Source organism: Stenotrophomonas sp. NA06056 (assembly GCF_013364355.1).
Taxonomy (GTDB): domain Bacteria; phylum Pseudomonadota; class Gammaproteobacteria; order Xanthomonadales; family Xanthomonadaceae; genus Stenotrophomonas.
Genome location: NZ_CP054931.1, coordinates 4,429,951 through 4,452,500 on the forward strand (window position 1 = coordinate 4,429,951; position 22,550 = coordinate 4,452,500).

The window sequence follows — 22,550 nt, forward strand, 5'->3', positions numbered from 1 at the left end:
GCTCTACTTCTCCCGCCGCCAGTTCAGCGAACCGCGGTTTTCCACCGTGCTCGATTCCACTTCAACGTCGAAGCCGCGGCGCAGCAGGTACTTCAGTGTGATCACCGAACCGGCACCGACCAGCGACACGCCGTAGCCCACGTACAGCTTGGGCGAGATGTACTTGCCGACGCCGATGACCGAACCGCCCAGCGCGCGCGACTGGCTGACGCCGGCATCGTCCAGGCCGAGCTTGGCACCCAACTGCGACGCCAGCAGGCCGCTGCCGGCCGACAGCGCGGCCGATGCGGCATTCACCTGCTGGGTCTGGTCGCTGCTGGCACCGGTCAGGCTGCGGCCCAGCACCAGGTAACCCAGTGCTTCGGACTGCGACATCGCCGGATCGGACCAGACATCGGCACGTGGCTGCTGCGCGCGTCCGGTCACGTCGATACCGGCGGTGACATCACCGATCCGGCGCTCGGCGCGGATGTTGATGCGCGGGTCGGACACCGCGTTGTAGTTCCAGTTGAGGTTGCCGCGGGTGATGGTCAGGTCCTGGCCATAAGCCTTGTAGCGGCCACTGACTTCCAGTCCGCCGTTGGCGGTCATCTCGCGGCCGGGCTTGGCCCAGACCTGCATCTTGCCGGTCAGCGCGCCCTTCAGGCCGAAGCCGGTCATCTTGACCTTGTCGCCCAGACTGACGGTCAGCTCCATGTCCAGCGGCGAGGTGCGCGACTCTTCCGGGTCGGCCGGGTCCAGCACCACTACGTCTTCAGACACCGAGGTGCCACGGTCCAGGCGCTCCAGATCGATGTCGGCCTCGGGCACGTGCACCGTTCCGCGCAGCTCCATCGCGGCCTTGGCCAGGGTGAAGTCCAGGTTGGGATTGGCGACGATGCGCAGTTCGCTGGTATTGGACAGCAGCACGTTCTCGCCGTGGATCTTCAACTGCAACGGCTGTGCATCGCCGAACCAGGACAGGCCGCCGTCGACATACAGCGTGCCCTTGCCCGAATTGGCCTGCGCGGTGATCTTGGCCGAACCATCGGGCTGTGCGACGAAGCTGCCCTTGCCCTGGTCGAAGGTCAGGCCCAGTGCCGGGAACTCGCCCTTGAAGTTGCTCAGCTGCGCGTCACCCCCCAGCGACGGCTGTCCGCGCGTGCCACGCAGGCTCACGTGGCCTTCGATCAGGCCGGTCGGGCGCACCACGTCCGGCGAGAACAGCTCCAGCCAGTACAGGCGCGACATGTTGAGGTAGAGCTCGCCGTTGAGCGGCGCACTGGGCTCCCAACCGGTCTGCATCTTCGCATCGACGAAGCCGTTGCCCTGGAAGCCCATGCCCAGGTAGCCCTTGATGCTGGCCGGGGTCATGTCCAGCTTCAGCGAGAACTGGTCGTAGCGCACCAGCTCGCCACGGTTGGCATCGGTACCCACGCTGCTGTTGCGGTTCTCGCCCAGGCGTACGCCGCCTTCCTTCGAGCGCACTTCCACGTGGCCTTCCCAGGCGTTGCCGCGCGGACGGATCTGCGCGTCCAGGCTGACATCGCCACGCAGATAGATGCGGCGTCCTGACTGCGGCGGCAACCACGGCTGCACCAGCGCAAGCGGCAGCGCATCACTACGCACCACCAGGCCCTCACGCGGCCAGTTGGCCTGTGCGCACAGTGCGCCGCTGCTGGCAGCGGCCAGGCAGGCTTCGGACAACGTGTAGGTGCTGCCGTTGATGGCGAACGCCGCGGGTGCACGCAGCGACCAGGCATCGCCCTTCACCGGTGCGATGCGCAGCGATGCCAGCTCGCCACGCCATTGCGTGCCCTGCTGGCGCACGCTGCCCTGCAGCTCGATCGCGCCCAGTTCGTTGCGGGTCTGCGCGGCCAGGCGCAGGTTGGAGACACTGCCCTGCGCATCGATGTTCAAGCGCTCCAGCAGCATGCCGGCGTTGACCTGCTGGCCCTGTATCGCCAACGTGCCACTGTCGCCACGCCACGGCAGGCGGCCCTTGATGCTCAGGCTTTCAGCGCCGTAACCGTCCCAGTTGAGATTGTTGCCGACCAGGTCGGCGGTGATGTCCGGCGCATCGCGCGGGCCCTTCACCTGCACCTGGCCGCGCAGGCCACCATCGGCGCCAGGCAGCAGGTCGCTCAGCTGCAGTGGTTCGAAGCGCGCATCGATGTCCAGGCGGTCGCCGACCTTGCCCGAGGCGGTCACCCGGCTGCTGCCGACGGCCAGTTTCAATTCACCCTGGCCCTGCTCGCCCTGCAGGGCGAACTTGCCTTGTGCATCCACGTTGCGCTGGCGCAGGGTGCCCTTCAGCGAGGGCAGGTCCACCGTGGCCTCCAGCGTGCCCGCAGTGCCCGGCGGCGCGTTGGCCGGCGGCGGCAACTGACGTCCCTTGGACGCGAGATTGCCGGACAGGCGGCCATCCCAGCCCGGCGCGAAGTAGCCCGGATCGAAATCCTTCAGCGTGGCCTTGGCATCCCAATCCAGCTGCGGCGCCCAGGCCACCTTGCCTTCCACCTGCAGCTGGCCACCCGGAGTCTGCGCCTGCAGTTCGCGGATCTCAGCGGCCTGATCGTTGCCACGCACATCGAAGCGCAGCTGCGCCTTCTGCTTTTCGCGTTCGACATCGGCGCGACCGATCGCCGCCCACGCCTTCAAGGTACCGGCAAGGCCGAAGCGCGCTTCCTTCAGCGTCACCGGCACCGGCGAACTGCCGGCGGTGTTCGGGTCCGGCGCCGGCACCCAGGTCAGGTTCTGCGCGATCACCGAGAAGTTCAGCTTCTGCTGGTCTTCTTCGCTGAAATCGGCGGTACCTTCCAGGCGCGCTTCGCCGCCGAGGCCCTTGACCACCAGCGGCGAGACCTTCAGCACCTGATCCTGCAGCGACACCACCGACGGCGCCAGCTCCAGCTCCTGCTCGCCCTGCTTCACCCGGCCATGCAGGTTGGCATTACCGCCCTTGCCGGCGGCAGTGAAATCCAGTGCCAGCGGCGCGATGGCCGAGCTGGCCAGTGCCGGCGACAACAACGCAAGGTCCAGCTCGTCGCTGCGCACGGTCGCGTTCCAGGTCGGATCGGTGCGGCCATCGAACACCAGCATTGCGTGCAGCGGCTTCGGCGCGCGGCCGGCCAGCGCCACCTCCATATGCGCCAGATCACCGCGCGCGACCAGGCCGACCGTGGCCGCGGTCCGTCCGCGCGGTGCCGGCAGCACCGCGGTGACGGTGACGTCGGTGTCGTAATCCTTGGCCGGGATGTAGCGGCCCTGGGCAGTGAAATTGCCCATGTCGCTGTCCACCACCAGCTTGCGTGCCTGGAACTCGCCATTGGCGATCTCGATGCCACCGCGCACGCGGCTGATGTCGATCACCGGCTCGTTGGCCTGGCTGATGCGGAAGCCATCGATGGCGATCACATCGGCCTGGATCGCCAGCGGCATCTCGATCTGCGGCAGCGAATCGGGCCACGACGGCAGCTTGAACGGCTCATCGCTCTTGGCCAGATTGAGCGTGGCGTTGGTCAGTTCCAGCTTGTCCAGCAGCAGCTTGCGGCCCAGCAGCGGGCGCAGGTCCGGCTCCAGGTGCGCGCGCTCGGCGTGGAAATGGATGTCGTCGTAGCGGAAGTCGACGTTGTAAAGGGTCAGCGGTCCGGCCACCGGGCCATCGACCTTGTCCCAGGTGAAACTGGCACCCACTGGCAGGCGTGCCACCACCTGCGCCAGCAGCACATCGCGGCCGGCCACTGTCTGCAGCAGCCAGTACACGGCCAGCAGGGCGACCAGCACCAGACCGACCACACCCGCGCCGGACCATGCCCAGAAACGGCGACGGCGGTAGAAGCGCACGCGCCGCGGCGGCGTGTTCGGCGACGGGGTCGGTGCGGGCGTGCTCACAGGTCCGCTCCGATGTTGAGGTACAGCTGGAACTGCGAATCCGGGTTGTTCAGGCCGTGCGCGATATCCACCCGCACCGGGCCCACCGGCGATTTCCAGCGCACGCCGAAGCCGACACCAGTATGCAGGTCGATGTTGGTATCGAAGGCGCTGCCGGTATCGACAAACACCGCCGCTCCCCACGGACCGCCATTGAAGTAATGCTCGTATTCGGCCGAACCGACCACCAGGTGCTTGGCACCCAGCGCGTACTTGTCGGGTTTCGGCGTGCGCGGGCCGACCTCACGGTAGGCATAGCCACGGATGCTGCGATCGCCACCGGCGAAGTAGCGCAGGCTGGGCGGCATCGCCACCAGGTCACTGGTCCAGGTGGTGCCGCCTTCGCCGCGCAGGATCAGGCGGTTGGTTGGTCCCACCGGGATGTACCAGCGCAGCACCGCATTGGCCTGCACGAAGCTGGTGTCCGAACCGACGCCTTCGACGCCGGCACGTACCGTCGCCGTGCCGCTGATGCCGCTGCGCGGGAACAGCTCGTCGTCCACCTTCACGTAATCGGCCACGATCTGCGGGTAGACCAGCGTGGACGTGTTGTAGACCGCATCGGTGAATTCGGTGCCCGAGGCATAGCGCCAGCGCTCGCGCAGCGCGTTGATCGAGGCGATGGCGGTCCAGTTCTCGTTGATCTCGCCGCTGCGGCTGGCGATCAGCTTGAAGTTGCGCAGATCGATGTAGTCGGTCTGCTCGTCGTAGGCACTGGCCGCGAAGGTGTACCAGCCATCAAGCCAGTTGAACGCCGGGATGCGGTAGCTGGTGATCAGGCTCTTGCGCTTCTGCGCATAGTCCAGCTGGGTGTTCATCTTGTGGCCACGGCTGTTCAGATAGCGCCGTTCAAGGCCACCGCGCACACCGGCGCCACTTTCGCTGCCGTAGCTCAGACCGTAGGAATAGATGCTGCGCTTGGCCCGCGTCAGCTTCACATCGACCGGCACCTCGCCATTTTCATCGGCCTGGTCCGGGCGCGGCTGAATGTCGATCACGCTGAAGTAATCGAGCTTGGTCAGCGACTCGCGCAGGCGATCCAGCTTGCCTTCGTGGAAGTAGCTGCCCTGGTCCCAGTACACCAGCGGGTCGAACAGCTTGTCGTCGAAGTAGTTCTGCTCGAAGGTCACCGGCCCCATGTTGTAGCGGCGGCCGCTGTCCCAGGTCAGGTCGATGTCGGCGGCGTTGTCCGCGCGGGTGATCTGCACCTGGCGCTGGGTGTAGTCGGCGTCGAAGTAGCCACGCTCGGCCAGGCGCCGGGTCACGGTGATCTTGCTGGCTTCGTACTGGGTATGTTCGAAGCGCTGGCCCTTGCGCGGCTTGAATGCGGCCAGGTCGTCCTGCAGGTACTGGTCGTACATCGCCGGGCCGGTGATGTCGATATGCTCGCGGCGCACCAGCACCGGCTGGCCCTTGTCCACGTGGATCTGCACGGTGACGTGCTCGTCCTGGCGCGGTGCCTCGACCTTGATCACCGGGTTGTAGTACCCGAACGGTTCCAGCGCCTGGCGGGTCTGCCGCTCAGCCTGCGACAGCAGGTATTCAAGGCGGGATTCGCCCTGTTCCTTGCCGATCGTGTCGTACAACGACAGCGATTCCTGGATGTTCTCGATGATTGCGGCGTCGTCGCCCTTGTCCAATCCCTTGATGTCCACCTTGTCGATGGTGCCGCGCGCATGGACCACGGACGTGGCGCAAAGCGAGAGGACCATCAGCGGCAGGGCGTATTTCGTTGGCTGCATGCGGCACAGCATACCGACCGGAGGTGACGATGCGAAATGCATCACGTGTTTCGGGATCGGTTGTTAAGTGGCGGTCAAAATACGCGCCTTTGTGGCGATCATCGTGATTGCAACCGAAGATGCCGGTAGCCAGCTCCCGGTAGTGCCGGCCGCTGGCCGGCACGCCAGTAGATCCACGCCATGCGTGGATGGTGTTCCGATCAGCTCGACAGGTGCTCGATCGCCGCGACCTTGCCCAGGCGCTCGCCCAGCATCGTCAGCAGCGCCAGGCGGTTGCCGCGCAGTGCCGGATCCTCGGCATTGACCATCACCCCGTCGAAGAACGCATCGACCTGCGGACGCAGGCGGGCCAGGCGGGCCAGCACGGCCACGTAGTCCTTCTGGTGCAGGCTGGCGCCGGTATCGTCGATGGCTGCAGTCACAGCTTCCGCCAGCGCGCGCTCGGCATCTTCCTGCAGCAGGGCCGCATCGATCTGGCCCGGAATATCACCTTCGGCCTTGCGCAGGATGTTGCGGATGCGCTTGTTGGCCGCTGCCAGCGCCTCGGCTTCCGGCAGCGCGGCGAAGATCCCGATCGCGTCCAGACGGCGGTCGAAGTCGTACAGCGAGACCGGCTTCAGCTCGGCCACCGCGTTGAAATGGCTGGCCGGCACGCCCTTGTCGCTGTAATAGCCCTTCAGGCGGTCGAGGATGAAGTCGTACAGCTCAGCCACGTCGGCCTGCACGTTGCGCGCGACCAGCCCGGCATTGGCGCTGGCCAGCAGCGCGCGCAGGTCCAGCTCGAAGCCGCTTTCGATGATCGTGCGGGCCAGGCCCAGCGCGTTGCGGCGCAGGGCGAACGGATCCTTGTTGCCGGTTGGCTTCAGGCCCGCGGCGAAACCGCCGGCCAGGGTGTCCACACGCTCGGCGATCGCCAGCACCTTGCCCAGCGGCGACAGCGCGATGTCATCGCCACCGAAGCGCGGCTGGTAGGCCTCGTCGATGGCCAGCGCCACCTCCGGCGACTCGCCACCGGCCACCGCGTAGTGGCGACCAGCGATGCCCTGCAGTTCCGGGAACTCATTGACCATGCGCGACTGCAGGTCGTTCTTGGCCAGCTGCGCGGCACGCTTGGCCAGCACCGGGTCGGCCCCCACCTGCGCGGCGATCACCTCGGCCAGCGCTGCCACGCGCGCGACCTTGTCGGCCACGCTGCCCAGCTTGGCCTGGTAGGTCACCGTCTTCAGGCCCTCGCCCATCGCCTGCAGGCCCTGCTTCAGGTCTTCATCGAAGAAGAACTTGGCATCGGCGAAACGCGGACGGATCACACGCTCGTAGCCCTTGGCCACTTCGGCCACGTCCTTCGATTCGATGTTGGCAATGCCGATGAACTTCTCGGTCAGCTTGCCGCCGTCATCCAGCACCGGGAAGAACTTCTGGTTGATCTCCATCGTCTCGATCAGCGCTTCCTGCGGCACCGCCAGGAACGCGCGCTCGAAGCTGCACAGCACCGCGGACGGCCACTCGACCAGGTTCACCACCTGCTCCAGGTTGTCCTCGGTGATGCGCGCGCTGCCACCGGCGGTGGCTGCAGCGGCTTCAACCTCGGCGACGATGCGCTGGCGACGCTCGGCTGGATCGACCAGCACGAAGGCGGCGCGCAGCGATTCGACATAGTCCTGTGGCTGGGTCAGCCACACGGTCTTGTCGTGCAGGAAGCGGTGGCCTCGGCTCATGCGGTCGGCCTTCAGGCCGAACAGTTCGGCCTCGACCACATCACCGCCGTGCAGCAGCACCAGCCAGTGCACCGGGCGGGCAAAACCCCAGCTGTGGTCACCCCAGCGCATCGGCTTGGGAATGGGCATGCCGGCGATGGCCTCGCGCAGGATCTCCGGCAGCAGCGCAGCGGTACGCGCGCCCGGGGTCACCGCACGGTGCACGAAGCGCTCACCCTTGTTGTCGGTGGTCTTCTCCAGCGCGGTCCAGTCGATCCCGGCCTTGGCCGCGAAACCCTGCAGTGCCTTGGTCGGCTGGCCTTCGGCGTCCAGCGCGATGTTCAGATACGGGCCCAGCACTTCACTGTGCTGTTCGGGCTGCTCCAGGCCAACGCCCGGCAGCAGCACGGCCAGACGGCGCGGGGTCGACAGCGGGCGTGCATCGCCCAGCTCCAGTTCGACGCCGCGCTTGCGCAGGCCGTCGACAACACCATCGAAGAAGGCCTGGGCCAGGCCGGGCAGTGCCTTGACCGGCAACTCTTCGGTGCCCAGTTCAATCAGCAGGGGAGACAGTTGGCTCATCGGTGCAATCCTGTGGTGGGGGCGCAGCGCGCGACGCGACCGGCGCCCTTGGGGGAAGGGGTGAAACGCGTGATGGGAAAACGGGCCGTCAGGCCTACTTCGCGCCCGGGAAGCCCAGCTTCTCGCGCTGCTCGTAGTAGGCCTTGGCCACCGCCTGGGCCAGCGCGCGCACGCGCAGGATGTAGCGCTGGCGTTCGGTCACGCTGATCGCACGACGCGCATCGAGCAGGTTGAAGGTGTGGCTGGCCTTCATCACCTGCTCGTAGGCCGGCAGCGGCAGGTTCACCTCCACCAGCTTCTGCGCTTCACGCTCGCAGGCGTCGAAGCGATGGAACATTTCTTCCACGTCGGCGTATTCGAAGTTGTAGGTGCTCTGCTCCACCTCGTTCTGGTGGTAGACGTCGCCGTAGGTCACCGGCTGGCCATCCGGGCCGTAGGTCCAGACCAGGTCGTAGACGTTGTCGCAGTTCTGCAGGTACATGCACAGGCGCTCGAGACCGTAGGTGATCTCGCCCAGCACCGGCCGGCACTCCAGGCCACCAGCCTGCTGGAAGTAGGTGAACTGGGTCACCTCCATGCCGTTGAGCCAGACTTCCCAGCCCAGGCCCCAGGCGCCCAGCGTCGGCGACTCCCAGTTGTCCTCGACAAAGCGCAGGTCGTGCACCAGCGGATCGATGCCCACCGCCTTCAACGAATCCAGGTACAGCTGCTGGATGTTGTCCGGCGCCGGCTTCATCGCCACCTGGTACTGGTAGTAGCGCTGCAGGCGGTTCGGGTTCTCGCCGTAACGGCCATCGGTCGGGCGCCGCGAAGGCTGCACGTAGGCCGCATTCCAGGTTTCCGGGCCGATCGCACGCAGGAAGGTGGCCGGGTGGAACGTACCGGCGCCCACCTCCAGGTCGAGCGGCTGGATGAGCACGCAGCCCTGCTGGGCCCAGAACTGGTTCAGGGTCTGGATCAGGCCCTGGAAGGTGATCGGAACGGTCGGGGTCGCGGACATGCGGACGAGTCTTGGCCGGCAAAGGGGTGCGCTAGTATAACGGCCGACCTGCGGGGCATTCCGTACCCGGAAGGAGCAGGTGGATGGAACATCGGCTGCCCGCGGGCACGCCTGGCGACCCTGGCGCGGTACCGTTGCCGCCCGGTCGCCTGCAGTTCGAACAGGTTGCGGCGGCCCTGCTGGCCGATGGCGTGGTGGCTGCGCACGAACGCGAGCGCATCCGTTTTTCCGCACAGGGCGCCCGCAACGCCAGCGAAGTACATCCCCTGGTGCTGCTGTCCAACCTCAAGCTGGCCGCCAGCGACGGCGGCGACCTCAATCTGGAACGCCTCACCGAATGGCTGGCGCAGCGCACCGGCAACCGCTACCTGCGCATCGATCCGACCCGGGTCGACGTCGCTTCGGTCACCGCCGTAGCCTCGCACGCCTACGCGCGCCGCCATCGCTTCCTGCCGCTGGCGGTGGACAGCGAACGCGTGCTGGTGGCCACCAGCGAGCCGCTGGCACAGGAATGGCTGCGCGATCTGCAGCACCTGACCCGCCTGCGCATCGAGCTGGCGGTGGTCAATCCGCTGGACCTGCACCGCTACACCATGGAGTTCTTCGGCGTCACCCGTTCGGTGCGCGGTGCCCGTGGCGACGTGCGTGGCGAGGCCGGTACCCCCCTGCCCAGTTTCGAACAGCTGGTGGAACTGGGCCGTACCGGCGACGTCAATGCCGACGACCAGCACATCGTGCACATCGTCGACTGGCTGCTGCAGTACGCCTACGAGCAACGCGCGTCGGACATCCACCTGGAGCCGCGCCGCGACATGGGCCGCATGCGCTTCCGCATCGACGGCGTGCTGCACAAGGTGTTCGAAGTGCCACCGGCGGTGATGACCGCCGTGGTCAGCCGCATCAAGGTGCTGGGACGCATGGACCTGGCCGAGCGCAGGCGCCCGCAGGATGGCCGCATCAAGACCCGCTCGCCCGGCGGCCGTGAAGTGGAAATGCGCCTGTCGACCATGCCCACCGCCTTCGGCGAAAAGTGCGTGATGCGCATCTTCGACCCGGAAGCGGCCTTCAAGAGCATCGACCAGCTCGGCTTCAGCCCGCAGGAAGCGGCCGGCTGGACCGCCCTGGTCGAGCGCCCGCACGGCATCGTGCTGGTCACCGGCCCGACCGGTTCGGGCAAGACCACCACCCTGTATTCCACCCTGAAACGGCTGGCCACGCCGGACGTCAACGTGTGCACGGTGGAAGACCCGATCGAAATGATCGCGCCGGAATTCAACCAGATGCAGGTGCAGACCAACATCGACCTGGATTTCGCCAGCGGTGTACGCACCCTGCTGCGGCAGGACCCGGACATCATCATGATCGGCGAGATCCGCGACCTGGAAACCGCGCAGATGGCGGTGCAGGCCTCGCTGACCGGCCACCTGGTGCTGTCCACCCTGCACACCAACGATGCGCCCTCGGCGATCACCCGCCTGCTCGACCTGGGCGTGCCGCATTACCTGCTGTCATCCACCGTCAACGGCATCCTCGCCCAGCGCCTGGTGCGCACCCTGTGCCCGCACTGCAAGCAGCCGCACACCCTTGGCAGAGCCGATTGGGCGGTGCTGGCTGATAGCGAAGCTGCATATCCAGATGCCGCCACGCCCTGTCGGCCGGTCGGTTGCCTGGAGTGCCGGCGCACCGGATTCCTCGGCCGCATCGGCCTGTATGAGTTGCTGCCATTGGGCTCGCGCCTGCGCGGGCTGATCCGTGCGGACATGGATCTGGCCGGTTTCAACCGTGCCGCCCGTGCTGAAGGAGTGCGAACCCTGCGCCAGGCCGGGCTTGAAAAGGTGGCACAGGGGCTGACTACAATCGAGGAAGTCCTGTCCGTACTGCCTCCCCCGGATGAATCCAGCGCCCTTCCTGATCGTTGAAACCGGCCGCCCCGTGCCGACCCTGCGCCGTTACGGGCGCTTTCCGCACTGGATCCGGGTGGCCGCCGGCCTGGAAGAACACGAGACCGTCGTGGTCGACGTCGAGCATGGCGCCGACCTGCCCGATCCCCGCGATTTCGCCGGGGTGCTGGTGACCGGCTCGGCCGCCTTCGTCACCGACCACGCCGAATGGAGCGAGCGCAGTGCCGCCTGGCTGCGACAGACCGCCCACGACGACGTGCCGGTGTTCGGCATCTGCTACGGCCACCAGCTGCTGGCCCACGCGCTGGGCGGCGAAGTGGCCTACAACCCCGCCGGGCGCGAATCGGGGACGATTGAACTGGCACTGGACCCGCAGGCCGCGCAGGACCCCTTGTTTCACGGCCTGCCGAGCCACTTCCCGGCCCACGCCACCCATCTGCAGACCGTGCTGCGCGTACCCGAAGGTGCCGCCGTGCTGGCGCGCTCGCCGCTGGATGGCTGCCATGCCTTCCGCTGGGGCCGCCAGGCCTGGGGCGTGCAGTTCCATCCGGAATTCGCCACCCACCACATGCGTGGCTACGTGCGCGCACGCGCCGATTGCATCGGCCGACACGGCGGTTGTGCGCGCAGCATCGAGCGCGCGGTCAGCGCCGCCCCGCTGGCGCGCCAGCTGTTGCGGCGCTTTGTCCGCCAGGCCCGGCTGTCTTCAGCCCAGCCGGTGGCAAAACAGGGATAATCGGCGGCACGGGCACACCGCCCGGCCCCTCCTGTCCCTCCCCGGATGTCCATGAAAGAGATTCGCAAGCTGCCAGCCTCGGCGGGCGCCCAGTGGTTGCTGGATACGTTCTCGCTGTATCGGCGCGCGCCGCTGCAGCTGGCCCGGATCGGTCTGACCTGGCTGCTGGTGAACTGGGTGGTCACCCTGCTGGGGACGATGCTGCCCGGCACCGCTGGCCTTGCCCTGCAGATGATGACGCTGGTGATTTCACCGGTGATGTTCGGCGGCATGCTGTACGCCATGGGTGAGATCGACCAGGGCCGCCCCGGCCTGGCGACCCACCTGCTGCAGCCGATCCGCGACCGCCGTGTCAGCCACCTGCTGGTGCCGCTGGCAATCCAGGTGCTGGCCGTGCTGCTGCTCGGCGCACTGCTGTACCTGATGATCGGCCGCGAGGGCTTCACCGCCTTCAGCGACACCATGACCAAGATGCAGGAACTCGGCCGCAGCGGGCAGCAGATCAGCCCGGAAACCGCCGCCGAACTGGTCGCCAACCTGCCGGCGCAGCGCATCGCGCTGTGGATGCTGCTGGTGTTCTGCACCGCCGTGGCCCTGACCCTGGCGATGTTCACCCAGCCGGCACTGGTGGTGTTTGATCGGCAGAGCGGCATGCACGCGCTGCGCCTGAGCCTGCAGGGCTGCATCGAGAACATCGGCGCCACCGCCGTGTTCACCGTGCTCGGCCTGATCGCCGCGTTCTGCGTCTATGTGCTGTTCGTGATCGTGGTCCAGCTGGGCATGCTGATCGGCGGCCCGCTGGCGGCGGCATTCATTGCGCAACTGGTGTTCACCACGGTGCTGATGCCGCTGTATGTCGGCGCGGTCTACGCAGCCTGGAAGCAGATGTTCGTGCATCGCGGCAGCCGCGGCGCACCGCCGGTACCGCAGTCGCCGCCCGCCAACGACGTCTTCCACGCCTGAGCGGGGCTCAACGGTAGCGCCGGGCCATGCCCGGCGGATGGATATCACCTCACGCCACGAACGCCGGGCATGGCCCGGCGCTACCGGGAATCAGGCCGCAGGCTTCTTGACCGCCGAAGACGGCACCAGCCAGCGCGCGGCGTGGATGCCCAGCTCGTACAGCAGGCACATCGGGATCGCCAGCATCAGCTGCGAAACCACATCCGGCGGGGTCAGGATCGCCGCAAGCACGAAGATGCCGACGATCGCGTAACCGCGCCCTTCCTTGAACTGCTGCGGCGTGATCCAGCCCAGCAGCACCAGGATCACCATCGCCACCGGCAGTTCGAAACTGCCGCCGAAGGCGAAGAAGATCGCCAGCACGAAGTCCAGGTAGGCGTTCGCATCCGGCGTGATCGCGATCACTTCCGGGCTGAAGGTGGTGAGGAAGTGGAAGACCGCCGGCAGCACCAGGAAGTAGGCGAAGGCGCAGCCGGTATAGAACAGCAGCACCGAGGACACCAGCAACGGCATCGCCAGGCGCTTCTCGCGTGCATACAGGCCCGGTGCGACGAAAGCCCAGAGCTGGTACAGCAGCCACGGCACCGCCACGAACAAGGCCACGAAGAAGGTCAGCTTCAACGGCGCGAAGAAGGCACCGGCCGGGTTGGTGGCGATCATCGTCTGCCCGTTGGGCAACTGCGAGATCAGCGGCTCGGCCAATGCGTTGTAAAGCTTCTGGGTAAACGGCAGCAGGCCCAGCAGAACCACGCCCAGCCCCAGCAGTGCACGCACCAGGCGCGCACGCAATTCAACCAGGTGTTCCACCAGCGAACTTTCGCCGAAGTCGTGTTCGCTCATGACGGGCGCTCCGTGCGGGCAGGCGCTTCGGCCGCGGTATCAGCAACGGTATCGCCCGCAGGTTCGGCAGCTGAAGGCGCGATGGCAGCATCTTCCGCCGAAGCCACCACCGGCCCGGGCGCATCCGCCAGATGTGGCGGCTGTTCGGCCGGGGCGGGTGCACGCACCTGCTGCGCCAGCGTGTCGCTGTGCTGTTGCATCTGTTCGGCCTCGCGGCGTACGGCTTCGCCGCTGGCACGCAGCTGGTTCTCGGTGTCCTGCATGCCCTGGCGCACGTCCTGCATCTGCCGCTTGATGTCTTCGGCCTGCAGTTCGCGTTCCAGTTCCTGCTTGACCGAATCCCATTGATTACGCGCGCGGCGTACCCACAGCCCGGCGAAGCGGGCCGCCTTGGGCAGGCGCTCAGGTCCGAGCACCACCAAGGCGACGACCGCGATCACCAGCAGTTCGCTGAAGCCGATATCAAACACCGCAACCGCTCCGGATCAACGCGCGTTGCGGTCGTGCTCGTCCTGCGCGGTGCGCGCGGCGTCCTGGCTGCGCGACTCATCGCCCAACTGTGCGTTCGGCTTGTCTTCGTCGTGCATGCCCTTCTTGAATTCCTTGACCGCCGAGCCGAGATCCTTGGCACCACTGGTCAGGCGCTTGGTGCCGAACACCAGCAGGACGATGGCGAGCACGACCAACCAATGCCAGATGCTGAAACTGCCCATAAGTCGCTCGTTACGTTAGTGATCAGATTGCCGAGCATAGCGCACCGGCTGTAAGCCGGCGCGCGTGACGAAAGTCAGTTGTTGCCCAGCGTTTCAGTGCGGATTTCACCGTCGTTGACCGGCTGGAAACCCTGCTGGGCCGGCGGCGGGGTCTGCGGCACGGCCTGCAGCGGTGCCGTGGTCGCCTCAACCGGTGCCGCAGGTGCTGCCTGAACAGGCGCCGGGGCGGGCGCTGCGGCGGCGGCCGGACGCGATGCGTCATTGCCACCATTGCGGTTGTTGCGCGCCGCGTAGGTGGCCTCTTCCAGGCGATCACGGAAGGCGACCACATCCATCGACGGCGAGCCTGCGGCGCGGCCCTCGAAGATCATCCGCGGCGTGGTGTTGCTGCCGTAGGCGTCGAGGTTGGCCGCATCGTCGATCTGCAGGATCGCGCCATCCAGGGCCACGCCAGCGAACAGGCCACGGGCGCGCGACCACGACCAGATTTCAGCCTTCAGCTGGCCATCGGTGGCGGCGGCGGCATTGCGGCCGACCGGGCCGGCGGCCACACCGGCGTCGGCGCCGAGGGTGAACTTGCCGTTGACGAGGTTGTCCAGGCTGCGGTCGTTGCGGAACACCAGCACCACGTCCGAAGACTGCACGCCGGCCTGGAAGCCGATGCTGCCACCGGTGAGCTTGATGAATACCGGGTTGGACCACGCACCGTTGGGCATGCGCACGGACATCAGGCCGTGGCCACGGCGACCGCCGATGACCAGACCGGCCTTGATCGTGTCGGGAATGACGATGACCGCGCGGCCTTCGTCGAGCAATTTGTCCGGAATGCCCTGTTCGGGGATTCCCTGGATTTCAGCCAGTACACGCACCGCGTTGCGGGCGCGCTGGTCTTCCTGCGGTCCGGCCATGGCCTGGCTGGACAGCAGGCTGGCGGCGATCAGCAGGGCTTGGATCGGGCGACGCATGGCAGGCTCCAGAAGTCAGTCCATAGGAAGATATAGCAAGTGACTGAAATTAGTAGTGTTGTGATGAATCCCCAATGAGCGTTGCCTGCTCACATTCACCTCATCGATGACGCCGATCCGAATCCTGCATGCCGACGTGACGATGGAATCGGCGACAATACCGCCCATGCTCGACGCACCCGATACCGCTGTACTGGCGGTCAACCTAGGCACGCCCGAGACGCCGACGGCTCCCGCCGTTCGCCGTTATCTGGCCGAATTCCTGTCCGACCCGCGCGTGGTCTCGATACCGGCACTGCTGTGGCAACCCCTGCTGCGCGGCCTGATCCTGCCGCTGCGCAGCAGCCGTTCGGCTGCCAAATACGCCCAGGTGTGGCTGCCGGAAGGCTCGCCGCTGATGGTCCACACCCGCCGGTTGGCGCAGGCGATGCAGGCCCTGCTGCCGACGCTGCGCGTGCGCCATGCGATGCGCTACGGCGAACCGGCGCTGACCACCGAACTGGATCGGCTGGCCAGCGAGGGCGTGCGCCGCATCGTGGTCTTGCCGCTGTATCCGCAGTATTCGACCACCACCACTGCCTCGGTCGAAGACCGCGTGGATGCATGGCAGCGCAGGAACCCGCAGGTCACCGTCAGCCTGGTGCAGGACTATTCGATCGACCCGGACTGGGTTGCCGCCGTCGCCGGCTCGATCCAGCGCTATTGGCAGCAGCAGGGTCGCGGCCAGAAGCTGATGTTCTCCTTCCATGGCATTCCGCAGCGCCTTGCCGATGCCGGGGATCCCTATCCGCAGCGCTGCGAGGCCAGTGCACGCGCGATCGCGGCGGCGCTGGGCCTGGGCGCAGACGAGTGGCAGCTGGGTTACCAGTCGCGCTTCGGCCGCGAACGCTGGCTGCAGCCCTACGCCGAACCCAGCCTGTGGGCGCTGGCCGATGCGGGGGTGAAACAGATCGACGTGGTCTGCCCCGGGTTTGCCACCGACTGCCTGGAAACGCTGGAAGAAGTCGCCATGGGCTTCACCGAAACACTGGCCGAGCGCGGCGCGCAGATGCGTTACATCCCCTGCCTCAACGCCGAACCGGAACACGCCCGCGCATTGGCGCGGCTGGCCGTGGCCTCGCTGGCATGACCCTGCAGCCGTTTGAACTGCAGGTCGCGGGCGTCCGCGTTGCCGGCCTGCGCCGTGCAGGCGAGGGACCGCGCGTGCTGGCCCTGCACGGCTGGCTCGACAATGCGGCCAGCTTCGTACCGCTGGCGCCACATCTGCCACAACTGGACCTGGTAGCGATCGACCTGCCCGGACACGGCCACAGCGCCCATCTGCCCACCGGTGCGGTGTACACCACCCCGGCGGCGATCACCCATGTACTCGATGTCGCCGACGCGCTGGGCTGGGACCGGTTCACCCTGATCGGCCATTCGATGGGTGCCGGCATCGCCAGCCTCACCGCAGCGGTCAGTGATCGCGTCGAACGCCTGGTTGCCATCGAGGCGCTCGGCGGCCTGCGCGGCCCGGAAGAAGACACCGCCAGCCGTCTGCGCGAACACGTTGATGCCACCCGCGCACTCGCGCGCAAACGGCTGCGCGTATTCCCCGATCTGGCCGCACCGATCCGCGCACGGATGATGACCAACCAGCTCAGCGAAGGTTGCGCACGCCTGCTGGTCGAACGCGGTGTCGAGCCGGTCGAGGGCGGCTATCGCTGGTGCAGCGATCCGCGCCTGATGCTGCCCACCGCGATCCGCCTCAGCGAAGGCCAGATCGACAACCTGCTGCAGGCCATCAGCTGCCCGACCCAAGTGATCTACGCCACGCCTGCGCAGTCGTACTATCCCGAGCCGATGCGCAGCGAGCGCCTGCAGCACCTGCGCGATGGCCGCCTGGCGGTGTTCCCCGGCAACCATCATCTGCATATGGAACACCCGGCACAGATTGCCGCAGTCATTGATGCCTTCCTGAGCGGAAACAGCAACGCGCGCTGACCATCGTCGGCTGCACGCACTTCACTCTGCGCCACTGCGGCCGATAGAACGGTAGTGGGCCCCTGCGCCCACAGCACGCAGGCCCCTTGTGCCTGCGGCTCGTTCCCGGTTCTGCAAGGAAGACCGCATGTCCCGTCTGCTGCACCGTCATCCACAGGATGTGGTCACGGTGACTGTCCTCCGCGTCGCTATCTGCGCCGCATTCCCTGAATTCCCCGATCGTGCCGTCGTTGCGCTCATCCGCGCAGGGCGTTGCAGGGTCGCTGCCGTCCGTTGATCCAGGAGTTGCCGATGTCCATTGCGTCCTCCCGCCCGCCCGACCAGGGCCGTCTCCCTTATCTGCAACAGCTGGCCCAGCGGGGCGATCGTCGCCTGCTGCTGGGCAGCGCGGCGTTCGCGTTGATCGGCCTTGTGCTGGCCGTGCGCGGCACGTCGGCACCCGCGGCGAGCGCTGTTGCTGCAGCGGTGCTGCCAGCCGCGTGGCTGGGCGGGCGCCTGGCCGGTCAGGCCACCGCACGCAACGGCTTGGCGGTGCTGCTGTCACTGCAGTTGAGCCTGCTCTGCCAGATCGGCGGATTGAATGCCGCGTTGCCGATTGCGCTGCTGCTGGGCGTGCTGCTCACCCAGCGTGACCGCCTGCCGGTGTGGCTGGCTGGCGGCATCGGTGTCATTGCCGTACTGGCACCGTTGCTTGATGGGGCGGCCGTGCTGCCACCGCTGTTGAATGCCATTGCCCTGGCGGTGCTGACGCTGGTTCTCGGCCAGACCGCCGCACGCCTGCGCCAACAGAGCGAGGCGCTGGGCCACGGACCGCACCGCCTGGCCGCATTGGCCCGAGACATCGCGACCAGCGCCGACCTCGGCGCACACACCGATGCGCGCAGCTACGCGCCCGGTTCACTGGCCCACGCGTTGGCCGATACCGCACGTCATGTGCAGGCGCAGCGGCAGCGCGAGGCCGAAGCACACGCTGAGAACGCGCAGATCCGCCAGGCGCTGGATGCCTCGCGCACGGCGATGATGATCGCCGACAACGATCACGTCATCCGCTACGTCAACCGCTCGGTGGTGGCACTGCTGCGCAACCAGCAGGCCACGCTGCGCCAGGCGTTCCCCGATTTCGACGCCGAGCGGCTGGTCGGCAGCAGCATCCACCGCTTCCATGCCAATCCTGACCGCATCCGCGGCATCCTCAACGGGCTTCAGGCAACGCACAACGGCAAGGTGCGGATCGGCCCGGTGCATTTCGCCCAGGTCGTTACTCCGGTATTCGATGTACAGGGCACGCGCCTCGGCTTTGCGGTGGAATGGCATGACCGCACCCATGAGCTGACGCTGGAGAATGCCGTCGCCGGGATTGTCGATGCCGCCGCACACGGTGATCTCGAGCAGCGCCTGCAGGCCAGCGAAGGCGCGAGCTTCCTCGATGGCCTGACCGGTGGCATCAACCAGTTGCTGGATACCCTGGGCAGCACGGTCAACGAAGTGCGGCAGATGCTCTCGGCGCTGGCCAACGGCGATCTCGACCGCCGCATGCAGGGCGAGTATCACGGCGCGTTCGCCGCCATCCAGCGCGATGCCAACGCCACCGCCAGCCAGCTGGCGCGCATGGTCGGCCACATCCAGCACTGCGCCACCACCATCAGCACGGCCGCCAGCGAAATCGCCGCCGGCAACGGCGCACTGTCCGAGCGCAGCGAGCGACAGGCCGCACACCTGCAGGAAACGGCCGCCTCAATGGAAGAGCTGACCGCCACCGTGCGCCAGAATGCCGCGCACGCACGACAGGCCAGTGAGCTGGCCGCGTCCACCCAGGGCGCGGCAAGTGATGGCAACCACGCCATGCAGCGGGTGGTCGACACCATGCAGGCCATCGAAGGTGCATCGAAGCGGATCGGCGACATTACTGGTGTGATCGACGGCATTGCCTTCCAGACCAACATCCTGGCGCTCAACGCCGCCGTTGAGGCGGCACGCGCCGGCGAGCAGGGGCGCGGGTTCGCAGTCGTGGCCAGCGAGGTCCGTGTGCTGGCGCAGCGATCGGCGGCCGCCGCCCAGGAGATCAAGGTCCTGATCGACGAGGCAGGCCGTCAGGTCGGCGAGGGTGCCCAGTTGGTGGCCGATGCCGGACAACGCATGCAGGGCATCGTCGGCGGCGTGGAGAACGTAAGCCACCTGATGCGCGAGATCTCGGCGGCATCGCAGGAGCAGTCCTCTGGTATCGAGCAGATCAACCAGACGGTGGTGCAGATGGACCAGGCCACGCAACAGAACGCAGCCTTGGTGGAAGAAGCCACCGCAGCGGCACGCGAACTGCAGTCGCAGGCAGGTGAACTGAACCAGGCGGTATCGGTGTTCCGGCAGCGCGAGGCGGCCTTGATCGACTGAGCGTGGACCAGCACCGTGCTGCATGAAAGGCGGCGCCCGCAGGGCGCCGCCTTTTTGTTGGGCGTGGTTTCCGGTGGGGTTCATCGGCTCAACGAGTACGAAGGCAATCCGTTCAAGGCTGCCCGCGACACGATGATGAGGGCCGAGGGCACCTGCCGTTGCGGCGAAGTAACTCCGCCTGCCGTTGAGCTCTACAGAAAGCGACGCCCCTTGGGCGCCGCTTTCTTGTGCGTGAGTGCTGGAGCCCGGTAGTGCCGGCCGCTGGCCGGCAACCACGTGCAGCAGCGTGAGATTCATGGGGTGCCGGCCAGCGGCCGGCACTACCCTTGCTTTCTCGCGCACAAAGAAAAACCCCGCTGCATGCGCAGCGGGGTTTTTGGGTATAAACCCTGGCGATGACCTACTCTCGCATGGCTTAGGCCACACTACCATCGGCGCAGCTACGTTTCACTTCCGAGTTCGGGATGGGATCGGGTGGTTCCATAGCGCTAATTTCACCAGGGAGGCGGTTGGAGTGTCGCTTGGACGTCGTATCTTTGCAGGGGCGGGCATGGTGATGCCTGCGTTGCAAAGAGACGCGCCTGAGCGCCTGCCTCTCGTTTGGTCTTGTGACGTAGCGTGCACTTGGATCTATCGACATGTCATGTCGGCCAAGGCAACTTGAGGTTATATGGTCAAGCCTCTCGGATCATTAGTATCAGTTAGCTCAATACATTGCTGTACTTACACACCTGACCTATCAACCACGTAGTCTACATGGTTCCTTCAGGGGGCTTGTGCCCCGGGAGATCTCATCTTGAGGCGCGCTTCCCGCTTAGATGCTTTCAGCGGTTATCGCTTCCGAACATAGCTACCCGGCAATGCCACTGGCGTGACAACCGGAACACCAGAGGTTCGTCCACTCCGGTCCTCTCGTACTAGGAGCAGCCCCTCTCAAATCTCCAACGCCCATGGCAGATAGGGACCGAACTGTCTCACGACGTTCTGAACCCAGCTCGCGTACCACTTTAAATGGCGAACAGCCATACCCTTGGGACCGACTACAGCCCCAGGATGTGATGAGCCGACATCGAGGTGCCAAACACCGCCGTCGATATGAACTCTTGGGCGGTATCAGCCTGTTATCCCCGGAGTACCTTTTATCCGTTGAGCGATGGCCCTTCCATACAGAACCACCGGATCACTAAGTCCTAGTTTCCTACCTGCTTGATCCGTCGATCTTGCAGTCAAGCACGCTTATGCCTTTGCACACAGTGCGCGATGTCCGACCGCGCTGAGCGTACCTTCGAGCTCCTCCGTTACTCTTTAGGAGGAGACCGCCCCAGTCAAACTACCCACCATACACGGTCCCCGACCCAGATAATGGGCCCAGGTTAGAACGTCAAGCACGACAGGGTGGTATTTCAAGGATGGCTCCACCACAGCTAGCGCCATGGTTTCATAGCCTCCCACCTATCCTACACAGACGAACTCAACGTTCAGTGTAAAGCTATAGTAAAGGTTCACGGGGTCTTTCCGTCTTGCCACGGGAACGCTGCATCTTCACAGCGATTTCAATTTCACTGAGTCTCGGGTGGAGACAGCGCCGCTGTCGTTACGCCATTCGTGCAGGTCGGAACTTACCCGACAAGGAATTTCGCTACCTTAGGACCGTTATAGTTACGGCCGCCGTTTACTGGGGCTTCGATCAAGAGCTTCGCCTTGCGGCTGACCCCATCAATTAACCTTCCAGCACCGGGCAGGCGTCACACCCTATACGTCCACTTTCGTGTTTGCAGAGTGCTGTGTTTTTGATAAACAGTCGCAGCGGCCTGGTTACTGCGACCCTCTTCAGCTATAGCTCGCACGAGCCACCAAAAAGGGTGCACCTTCTCCCGAAGTTACGGTGCCATGTTGCCTAGTTCCTTCACCCGAGTTCTCTCAAGCGCCTGAGAATTCTCATCCTACCCACCTGTGTCGGTTTACGGTACGGTCTGCGTAAGCTGAAGCTTAGGAGCTTTTCCTGGAAGCGTGGTATCAGCAACTTCGCCATAAAGGCTCGTCTCGGTGCTCGGTCTTGAAGGATCCCGGATTTGCCAAAGATCCAAACCTACCGCCTTTCCCCGGGACAACCAACGCCCGGTATGCCTAACCTTCTCCGTCCCTCCATCGCACTTACGCGAGGTGCAGGAATATTAACCTGCTTCCCATCGACTACGACTTTCGTCCTCGCCTTAGGGGCCGACTCACCCTGCGCCGATTAACGTTGCGCAAGGAAACCTTGGGCTTTCGGCGTGCGGGTTTTTCACCCGCATTATCGTTACTCATGTCAGCATTCGCACTTCCGATACCTCCAGCAGACTTCTCAATCCACCTTCAACGGCTTACGGAACGCTCCTCTACCGCGTACATATAAATATGCACACCCCAAGCTTCGGTTCTGTGCTTAGCCCCGTTAAATCTTCCCCGCAGACCGACTCGACCAGTGAGCTATTACGCTTTCTTTAAAGGGTGGCTGCTTCTAAGCCAACCTCCTGGCTGTCTGTGCCTTTCCACATGGTTTTCCACTTAGCACAAAATTTGGGACCTTAGCTGTGGGTCTGGGTTGTTTCCCTTTTCACGACGGACGTTAGCACCCGCCGTGTGTCTCCCATACAGTCCGTCTCGGTATTCGGAGTTTGCAATGGTTTGGTAAGTCGCGATGACCCCCTAGCCATAACAGTGCTCTACCCCCGAGAGGATACATATGAGGCGCTACCTAAATAGCTTTCGAGGAGAACCAGCTATCTCCGGGTTCGATTAGCTTTTCACTCCTAATCACAGCTCATCCCCGTCTTTTGCAACAGACGTGGGTTCGGGCCTCCAGTACCTGTTACGGCACCTTCACCCTGGCCATGACTAGATCACCCGGTTTCGGGTCTACTGCCCGCGACTATGCGCCCTTATCAGACTCGGTTTCCCTTCGCCTCCCCTATACGGTTAAGCTTGCCACGAACAGTAAGTCGCTGACCCATTATACAAAAGGTACGCAGTCACTCCTTGCGGAGCTCCTACTGCTTGTACGCACACGGTTTCAGGATCTATTTCACTCCCCTCTCCGGGGTTCTTTTCGCCTTTCCCTCACGGTACTGGTTCACTATCGGTCGGTCAGT

At 65.4% G+C, this 22,550-nt stretch carries 14 protein-coding genes and 2 rRNA genes (1 of these 16 running past the window's edge); 6 read left to right on the forward strand and 10 right to left on the reverse strand.

The annotated features are described in order from the left end of the window. Positions 1 to 3: 3 nt before the first annotated feature. From HUT07_RS20020 to glyQ, 4 genes are all read right to left on the reverse strand, one after another. On the reverse strand, positions 4 to 3,873 hold the full coding sequence (locus tag HUT07_RS20020; RefSeq protein WP_176022395.1) for a translocation/assembly module TamB domain-containing protein: 3,870 nt from the start codon (positions 3,871 to 3,873) through the stop codon (positions 4 to 6). Beyond that, positions 3,870 to 5,666: an autotransporter assembly complex family protein gene (locus HUT07_RS20025; protein ID WP_176022593.1), complete on the reverse strand. Its 1,797-nt coding sequence runs from the start codon at positions 5,664 to 5,666 to the stop codon at positions 3,870 to 3,872. Before HUT07_RS20025 ends, HUT07_RS20020 begins: the two co-directional genes overlap by 4 nt. 188 nt (positions 5,667 to 5,854) lie before the next feature. Then, complete coding sequence (gene glyS, locus HUT07_RS20030; protein ID WP_176022396.1) at positions 5,855 to 7,930, reverse strand: glycine--tRNA ligase subunit beta; 2,076 nt, start codon at positions 7,928 to 7,930, stop codon at positions 5,855 to 5,857. Between the two features lie 94 nt (positions 7,931 to 8,024). Beyond that, positions 8,025 to 8,930, reverse strand: a complete 906-nt coding sequence (glyQ, locus tag HUT07_RS20035; protein ID WP_176022397.1) for a glycine--tRNA ligase subunit alpha — start codon at positions 8,928 to 8,930, stop codon at positions 8,025 to 8,027. Between the two features lie 83 nt (positions 8,931 to 9,013). Between glyQ and HUT07_RS20040 the strand changes: the two genes are divergently transcribed. The 3 genes from HUT07_RS20040 to HUT07_RS20050 are packed head-to-tail and all read left to right on the forward strand — an operon-like array spanning position 9,014 to position 12,530. Next, positions 9,014 to 10,849 carry a GspE/PulE family protein gene (locus tag HUT07_RS20040; RefSeq protein WP_176022398.1) on the forward strand — a complete coding sequence of 612 codons (1,836 nt, stop codon included), beginning with the start codon at positions 9,014 to 9,016 and terminating at the stop codon, positions 10,847 to 10,849. Further along, positions 10,821 to 11,567: a glutamine amidotransferase gene (locus HUT07_RS20045; protein ID WP_176022399.1), complete on the forward strand. Its 747-nt coding sequence runs from the start codon at positions 10,821 to 10,823 to the stop codon at positions 11,565 to 11,567. The genes HUT07_RS20040 and HUT07_RS20045 overlap by 29 nt, the downstream gene beginning before the upstream one ends. 51 nt (positions 11,568 to 11,618) lie before the next feature. Continuing rightward, positions 11,619 to 12,530 carry a BPSS1780 family membrane protein gene (locus HUT07_RS20050; RefSeq protein ID WP_089237918.1) on the forward strand — a complete coding sequence of 304 codons (912 nt, stop codon included), beginning with the start codon at positions 11,619 to 11,621 and terminating at the stop codon, positions 12,528 to 12,530. Positions 12,531 to 12,620: 90 nt separating this feature from the next. Here the strand turns inward: HUT07_RS20050 and tatC are convergent, their stop codons facing one another. The 4 genes from tatC to HUT07_RS20070 all read right to left on the reverse strand — a co-directional run bounded on the left by tatC (position 12,621) and on the right by HUT07_RS20070 (position 15,048). Beyond that, complete coding sequence (gene tatC, locus HUT07_RS20055; protein ID WP_176022400.1) at positions 12,621 to 13,370, reverse strand: twin-arginine translocase subunit TatC; 750 nt, start codon at positions 13,368 to 13,370, stop codon at positions 12,621 to 12,623. Beyond that, complete coding sequence (tatB, locus tag HUT07_RS20060) at positions 13,367 to 13,840, reverse strand: Sec-independent protein translocase protein TatB (protein WP_176022401.1); 474 nt, start codon at positions 13,838 to 13,840, stop codon at positions 13,367 to 13,369. The genes tatC and tatB overlap by 4 nt, the downstream gene beginning before the upstream one ends. A gap of 15 nt (positions 13,841 to 13,855) precedes the next feature. Next, the gene (gene tatA, locus HUT07_RS20065; RefSeq protein ID WP_089237924.1) at positions 13,856 to 14,083 is read right to left on the reverse strand and encodes a Sec-independent protein translocase subunit TatA; all 228 of its coding nucleotides are present in this window, start codon (positions 14,081 to 14,083) and stop codon (positions 13,856 to 13,858) included. A 74-nt stretch (positions 14,084 to 14,157) separates the two neighbouring features. Beyond that, positions 14,158 to 15,048, reverse strand: coding sequence for a YSC84-related protein (locus tag HUT07_RS20070; protein WP_176022402.1), 891 nt, complete (start codon positions 15,046 to 15,048; stop codon positions 14,158 to 14,160). Positions 15,049 to 15,214: 166 nt separating this feature from the next. Between HUT07_RS20070 and hemH the strand changes: the two genes are divergently transcribed. The 3 genes from hemH to HUT07_RS20085 all read left to right on the forward strand — a co-directional run bounded on the left by hemH (position 15,215) and on the right by HUT07_RS20085 (position 19,419). After that, positions 15,215 to 16,177: a ferrochelatase gene (hemH, locus tag HUT07_RS20075; protein WP_176022594.1), complete on the forward strand. Its 963-nt coding sequence runs from the start codon at positions 15,215 to 15,217 to the stop codon at positions 16,175 to 16,177. After that, positions 16,174 to 17,031, forward strand: a complete 858-nt coding sequence (locus tag HUT07_RS20080) for an alpha/beta hydrolase (RefSeq protein ID WP_176022403.1) — start codon at positions 16,174 to 16,176, stop codon at positions 17,029 to 17,031. Before hemH ends, HUT07_RS20080 begins: the two co-directional genes overlap by 4 nt. A gap of 291 nt (positions 17,032 to 17,322) precedes the next feature. Beyond that, positions 17,323 to 19,419, forward strand: a complete 2,097-nt coding sequence (locus tag HUT07_RS20085; RefSeq protein ID WP_176022404.1) for a methyl-accepting chemotaxis protein — start codon at positions 17,323 to 17,325, stop codon at positions 19,417 to 19,419. A gap of 387 nt (positions 19,420 to 19,806) precedes the next feature. On the opposite strand, the gene rrf is transcribed toward HUT07_RS20085, so the two are convergent. Together rrf and HUT07_RS20095 are read right to left on the reverse strand one after the other, a co-directional pair. Further along, a 5S ribosomal RNA gene (gene rrf, locus HUT07_RS20090) occupies positions 19,807 to 19,921 on the reverse strand. Between the two features lie 168 nt (positions 19,922 to 20,089). Further along, positions 20,090 to 22,550 (reverse strand): 23S ribosomal RNA (locus HUT07_RS20095) (it continues 420 nt past the right edge of the window).